The organism is Sphingomonas sp. (assembly GCF_035490575.1).
Lineage (GTDB): Bacteria > Pseudomonadota > Alphaproteobacteria > Sphingomonadales > Sphingomonadaceae > Sphingomonas.
In genome coordinates this window covers 22,578-29,041 of record NZ_DATJLI010000155.1, presented here as the reverse complement: position 1 = coordinate 29,041, position 6,464 = coordinate 22,578, and the positions used below count along the sequence as shown (strand labels likewise).

Sequence of the window (6,464 nt, the reverse complement as noted above, 5' to 3'; positions counted from 1 at the left end):
CGCGTTGAACTATGCCTATCATCTCGACGCGGGCAAGCTGGCCGAATTGCTGCGGCGGCACGCGGTCGAGCGGCTGGGCGTGCGGCATGTGCGCGATCATGTCGACGGCGCGACCATGGCCGACAATGGCGATATCGCCGCTGTCGCGACGCGCGGCCACGGCGACATCGCCGGCGACCTGTTCATCGACTGCACCGGTCGTGCCGCTTTGCTGATCGGCGAGCGTTACGGCGTGCCGTTTGTCGATCGATCCGACGTGCTGTTCAACGATCGTGCGCTGGCGGTGCGGGTGCCGGTCGCGCCCGATGCGCCGATCGCGTCGCAGACCGATGCGACGGCGCATGACGCGGGCTGGATCTGGGACATTGGCCTGCCGACGCGGCGCGGTGTCGGATGCGTCTATTCATCGCGGCACATGGATGATGACCGGGCAGCGGCGGTGCTGACCGATTATCTGCGCCGCACCGCGCCCGATGCCGATCCCGCACTGCTGTCGTTCCGGCGGCTGGTATTCCGGTCGGGACACCGCGAACGCTTCTGGGAGCGCAACTGCATCGCCATCGGCCTGTCGGCAGGGTTCCTCGAACCGCTGGAGGCGTCGGCGATCGTCACCATCGAATTGTCGCTCGACGCGCTGATCGACAATTTCCCCAACACGGCTGCGGCGATGCCGCTGCACGCCCGGCGCTTCAACGCGCTGTTCCGCTATCGCTGGGACCGGATCGTCGAGTTTCTGAAGCTGCATTATGTGCTGAGCCAACGGACCTCGGATTACTGGCGCGATCACCGCGCGGCCGACACCATTCCCGATCGACTGTCGCACTTGATCGCCCTGTGGCGCGACCAGCCGCCCGGCCCGCACGATTTCGACCATGTGGACGAGGTGTTTCCCGCCGCCAGCTATCAATATGTTCTCTACGGCATGGGCGCCGCGCCGCCCCCGGCGGGGGCAATGGGGGTCGAGGGCATGGCCGCCGTCGCCCAGCGGATCGAACAGGTCGGCCGCCGCGCCCGGACGCTGGCGGCCAGTCTGCCCACCAACCGCGCGGCGCTCGACACGCTGACCCGCGCCGCGCACCCTGTCCCCGCAACGGAGCGTCTGCACTGATGGCCAATCACGCGATCCTCGACCCCCAGACGCACCGCGACCTGCGCGTCACCCTGTCGCGCGGTGAGGTGCTGGGCGACGCAGTGATGAGCGCGATCGTCGTGCCCGACGAGTTCCGGCGCGTGCAGAACGATTATCCGATCCTGTTCCGCCTCGACCTGCAAACCAACCGGTTCGACGCTCATGCACTGTTCGGGTTCGAGCCGGGCGAGAACCTGTATCTGGCTGGCGACCGGTGGGATGTGGGCGCATTGCCGCTGGCGATCGGTATCCAGCCGCTGCTGATCGGCACCGTGCCCGGCGGCGATGCGCGGCAGGTGCATATCGACCTCGACAGCCCACGCATCCGCGATGACGGCGTGCGCCTGTTCGACGAGGATGGTGGCGCAACCCCCTATCTGGAAGCCGCGATCGAGCAGTTGCGCGCGCTGGACGCGGGCTATCAGCGCGCGGCCGCGTTTTTCGACGCGCTGCGTCGCCACGAACTGCTGGAGCCGTTCACGCTGGAAGTGACGTTGCAGGACGGCGCGACCAACCGCCTGGTCGGCTATCATGTGATTGACGAGGCAAAGCTGCGTGCGCTGGACGGTGCGGTGCTGGGCGAACTGCACCGGGACGGGCATCTGATGCCGATCTTCATGGCGCTGGCGTCGCTGACCAACCTGTCGGGACTGGTCGCGCGGCGCAACCGGCGACTGGCCGATGGCTGAGGCCGACCGCTCCATTTTCGCCGCGTTGCCGCCGGTGCGTGAGGTGGCGGTGGCCGATGCCGCCGCGCTCGACGCTGCGCTGCGCGCGGCGGATGCGCCGTTCATCGTGCGCGGGCTGGTGGCGGACTGGCCATTGGTTGCGGCGGGGCGGGAATCGGGGCGGGCGGCGCGCGATTACCTGTCGGCGTGCGCGCGCGACCGGGCCTTTGCCGTGTCGGTCGGCACCGGTGGCGACCGGCTGTTCTATGACGATGCAATGGGCATGAACTTTCGCATGATGTCGGCGCGCCTGCCCGAAATTTTTGCGCGGATGGACGAGGGCGAAGGGCGTGCCGACGCACCGACCATTTATCTGGGGTCGGTCGACATCCATGATTATTTCGACGGGCTGCACGCGGCCAATCATGTCGATCTGGGCGAGCGGGCGTGCCTGGCCAGCATCTGGATCGGCACGCGCACGCGGATCGCCGCGCATAACGACGTGCCGCACAATCTGGCCTGTGTCGCGGTCGGGCGGCGGCGCTTCACGCTGTTCCCGCGCGACCAGTTCGCCAACCTGTATCTGGGACCGATCGACAATACCCCCGCAGGTCGCGCGGTCAGCATGATCGATTTCCACGCGCCCGATTTCGACCGCTTCCCCCGCTTTGCCGATGCGCTGGCGGTGGGACAGGTCGCCGATCTGGCGGCGGGCGACGCGCTGTATGTGCCCGCGATGTGGTGGCACCATGTCGAGGCGCTGGATGCGTTCAACGTGCTGGTCAATTACTGGTGGCGCGAAACGCCGCGCTGGCTGGGCCACCCACAGGACGCGCTGAATCACGCGCTGCTGGCGATCCGCGATTTGCCGGCGGACGAGCGCGAGCATTGGCGCGCGCTGTTCGACCATTATGTGTTCGGCGACGCCGAAGCCGCCGCCGCGCATCTGCCCCCCGACGGGCGCGGCGTGCTGGCGCCGCTGACGCCGGAGACGGCGGGACGGCTGCGCGCCTATCTGTTGCGGCAGCTCAGCCGATGAACGAGGGGGCGATGAAGCGGATCGTGGTCGCGGGCGGCGGCACGGCGGGGTGGATGGCGGCGGCGGCGATCGCCCGGACCATGGGCCGCGCGGCCCAGGTGACGCTGGTCGAATCGGACGCGATCGGCACCGTGGGCGTCGGCGAGGCAACGATCCCGCCGCTCGTCACCTATAACCGGCTGCTCGGCATCAACGAGGCCGATTTCATGCGCGCGACCAGCGCGACGTTCAAGCTGGGCATCCTGTTCGACGGCTGGCGCGACGGCGGCGACCGTTATTTCCATTCGTTCGGCATCACCGGCAAGGATCACTGGGCCGCCGGATTCCAGCATTACTGGATGAACGGGCGCACGCGCGGCCATGATGCGCCCTATGACGATTATTGCCTGGAACTGGTCGCCGCGTTGCAGGGACGGTTCGCGCACCTGCCCGACAACGGACTGAATTACGCCTATCATCTCGATTCGACCCGCTATGCCGCGTTCCTGCGCGCCATGGCGGAAGCCGACGGCACGGTTCGCATCGAGGGGCGGATCGCCGCTGTCGATCTGGACGGCGAAAGCGGCGACATCGCCGCGCTGATGCTGGAAAGCGGCCAGCGGATCGAGGGCGACCTGTTCCTCGACTGCACCGGCTTTCGCGCCCTGCTGATCGAGGGCGCGCTACATGCCGGCTTCGATGACTGGTCGCACTGGCTGCCGTGCGATTCGGCGATCGCGGTCCAGACCGGGAATGTCGGGCCGCCCATGCCCTATACCCGTGCCATGGCGCATGATGCGGGCTGGCAATGGCGCATTCCGCTGCAACACCGCACGGGCAACGGGCTGGTGTGGTGCAGCCGATACCTGAACCGCGATGCCGCGCTCGACCGGCTGCTCGGCAATGTCGAGGGAAAGGTGTTGAGCGAGCCGAACCACCTGCGCTTCACCACGGGCGCCAGGCGGCGGCAATGGGTGCGTAACTGCATCGCCATCGGCCTGTCGGGCGGGTTCATGGAGCCGCTGGAATCGACCAGCATCCACCTGATCCAACGGGCGATCCTGCGCCTGATCCGCATGTTGCCGATGGGCGGCGTGAACGCCAGCGACGTGGCGGAGTTCAACGAACAGCAGCTTCAGGACATGGTCCAGATCCGCGACTTCCTGATCCTGCATTACAAGGCGACCGACCGGCGCGATTCGCCCTTCTGGCGGCAATGCGCGGCGATGGACGTGCCCGACACGCTGGCGCAGAAAATGCAACTGTTCCGCGAAACCGGCCGCGTGTTCCGCAAGAACGAGGAGCTGTTCGCCGAAAACAGCTGGGTTCAGGTGATGATGGGACAGGGCATCGTGCCGCAATCGTCGCACCCGATCGCGGCGCGATTGAGCGACGCGGATATGGCGCGGTTTCTGGACACGCTGCGCGACCGCGTGCGCCAGACGGTCGCGGGTCTGCCCGAACACGGCGCCTATGTCGCCGGTTATTGCGGCGCCGCCGCGGGGACTGCCTGATCCATGGCGAGGCGGCGTCAGGCAGTGACGATCAAGCATGTCGCGGCGGATGCGGGGGTCTCGCTCCAGACCGTCAGCCGCGTCATCAACAAGGAGAGCAGCGTCCGGCCCGAAATGGCCGAGCGGGTGCAGGCGTCGATCGACAAGCTGGGTTATTTCCCGTCGATCGCGGCCCAACGGATGAGCGGGTCGCGATCCTATCTGATCCTCGCGCTCAACGACCGTGAGCGCACCATCGCCGACTGGCGGGAACGGCAGGGCACCGACTGGGTGGACCAGATGATGCTGGGCGGCATGGTGAAGTGCGCCGAGCATGGCTATCGCCTGATCGTCGAGCTGGTCGACACCCACAGCGACCATATCGAGCGCGAATTGTCGGCGGCGCTGGCGGCGCTCAGGCCCGATGGCGTGATCCTGACCCCGCCGCATTCCGAAAACGCCACGATCCTGCGGCTGCTGAAGGCGCAGCAGGTGAGCGTCGCGCGGATCGGCACGCTGCGTGACGACCACGGCTTTGCCCTGACCATGGATGACGAACGCGCCGCGCGGCTGGCGACCGAGCATCTGATCGATCTTGGCCATGCGCGCATCGGCTTTATCGCCGGACCGGCGGCGTATGAACTGAGCGGCTGGCGGATCGAGGGGTGGCGCGCGGCGATGGCGGCGGCAGGCCATGATGCCGACGCACTGCTGGCGCGCGGGGATTTCAGCTATGAATCGGGGCTGATAGCGGCAGAGGCGCTATTGGCCGCGCCGGTCCCGCCAACTGCGATCATCGCCAGTAACGACCGCATGGCGCTGGCCACGCTGGAAGTCGCGCGGCGGCGCGGGCTGGGCGTGCCGGACGACCTGTCGCTCATCAGCTTTGACGACACGCCGATCGTCCGCTTCACCCACCCGCCGCTGACGGCGGTGGTGCAGCCGATCGCCGAGGTCACGTCGCGTGCGGTCGAGCGGATCATCGACGAACAGGCAGGGCGCACCGTCGATCGGACGCCGGAGGCGATCCCCGCCAGCCTGACGATCCGCGCCTCCACCGCGCCGCCGGTCAAGCCCTAATCCCCGCGCTCCTCCCGCGCACGCAGCTTACGCTTGCGCTCCAGGCCATAGGCATAGCCGCCCATCGACCCGTCGCTGCGGGTGATGCGGTGACACGGGATGACGACCGCGACGTTGTTCGCCCCGCACGCCGACCCCGCTGCCCGCACGGCGCGCGGGTGGCCGATGGCGGCGGCCAGCTCGGCATAGCTCATGCTCTCCCCCGCCGGAATGCGGCGCAGCGCCTGCCAAACGGCTTCCTGAAAGGCGGTGCCCTGCACGTCGAGCGGCAGGTCGGTGTCGCGGCCGGGTGCCTCCACCTCCGCCACCACGCGCGCGGCCAGCGCCGACAGCGCGTCGCCGCCAGGCTGGATCGTGGCATTGGGAAAGCGCGCGGCGAGCGCCGCCTCATCCTCGTCAAACGACACGCGGCACAGCCCCTTGGCCGTGGCGGCGACCAGCATCGGGCCAAGGCTGGTGGGCGCCACGACCCAGCGGATCGTCACCCCCGCGCCGCCCCGCACCCAGGCCGATGGCGCCATGCCCAACCGGTCGCGGGTTTCGTCGTAGAAGCGGCTGGGGCCGGAATAGCCCGCGCGGTAAAGGGCATCGGTCACGTTCGGCTCCTGACTGAGCGCATCGGCGGCGCGGTTGGCGCGGCGGGCACGGGCATAGGCGGCGGGGGTGACGCCCGTCGCGCGTTTGAAGATGCGGTGGAAATGATGCGGGGCATAGCCGGCGATGCGGGCCAGGGCGTCGAGCGATGGGGGCGCTTCCGACCCCTCGATCGTCGCGATCGCGCGCGCCATTGCCACCCGGTCGCGGGCTGCTTCATCCGGGCGACAGCGAAGGCAAGGGCGGTATCCTGCCGCCCGCGCCGCCGCGCCGTCGGGCAGGAAACGGACATGATCCCGCCGGGGTCGCCGTGCGGGGCAGGAGGGGCGGCAGTAGATGCGCGTCGTCGTCACCGCCACCACCAGCCGTTCGTCCCACGACCGGTCGCGCCGCTCGAAAGCGGCCCAGGCGTCGTCTTCGGCGATGGGCGTGATCATGCGCGCCGGTATAGCTTGGGTGCCCGGCGCGCGCATCCCGATGCT

Annotated in this window: 6 protein-coding genes; 5 read left to right on the top strand and 1 reads right to left on the bottom strand. The window is 68.5% G+C overall.

Going from position 1 to position 6,464, the window contains the following annotated elements:
• From VL973_RS11870 to VL973_RS11850, 5 genes are all read left to right on the top strand, one after another.
• On the top strand, positions 1-1,108 hold a 1,108-nt coding region (locus VL973_RS11870), incomplete at its 5' end, for a tryptophan 7-halogenase (RefSeq protein ID WP_325284232.1).
• Positions 1,108-1,818 (top strand): SapC family protein, encoded by a 711-nt coding sequence (locus VL973_RS11865; protein ID WP_325284231.1) that lies wholly within the window; start codon positions 1,108-1,110, stop codon positions 1,816-1,818. The genes VL973_RS11870 and VL973_RS11865, both read left to right, overlap by 1 nt.
• On the top strand, positions 1,811-2,836 hold the full coding sequence (locus VL973_RS11860) for a cupin-like domain-containing protein (RefSeq protein ID WP_325284230.1): 1,026 nt from the start codon (positions 1,811-1,813) through the stop codon (positions 2,834-2,836). The genes VL973_RS11865 and VL973_RS11860 overlap by 8 nt, the downstream gene beginning before the upstream one ends.
• Before the next feature lie 11 nt (positions 2,837-2,847).
• Positions 2,848-4,329, top strand: a complete 1,482-nt coding sequence (locus tag VL973_RS11855; RefSeq protein WP_325284229.1) for a tryptophan halogenase family protein — start codon at positions 2,848-2,850, stop codon at positions 4,327-4,329.
• Positions 4,330-4,332: 3 nt separating this feature from the next.
• Positions 4,333-5,388: a LacI family DNA-binding transcriptional regulator gene (locus VL973_RS11850; RefSeq protein WP_325284228.1), complete on the top strand. Its 1,056-nt coding sequence runs from the start codon at positions 4,333-4,335 to the stop codon at positions 5,386-5,388.
• Here VL973_RS11850 and ada read toward each other — a convergent pair.
• On the bottom strand, positions 5,385-6,419 hold the full coding sequence (gene ada, locus VL973_RS11845) for a bifunctional DNA-binding transcriptional regulator/O6-methylguanine-DNA methyltransferase Ada (protein WP_325284227.1): 1,035 nt from the start codon (positions 6,417-6,419) through the stop codon (positions 5,385-5,387). The two genes, VL973_RS11850 and ada, sit on opposite strands and share 4 nt — an antisense overlap.
• Positions 6,420-6,464 lie beyond the last annotated feature (45 nt).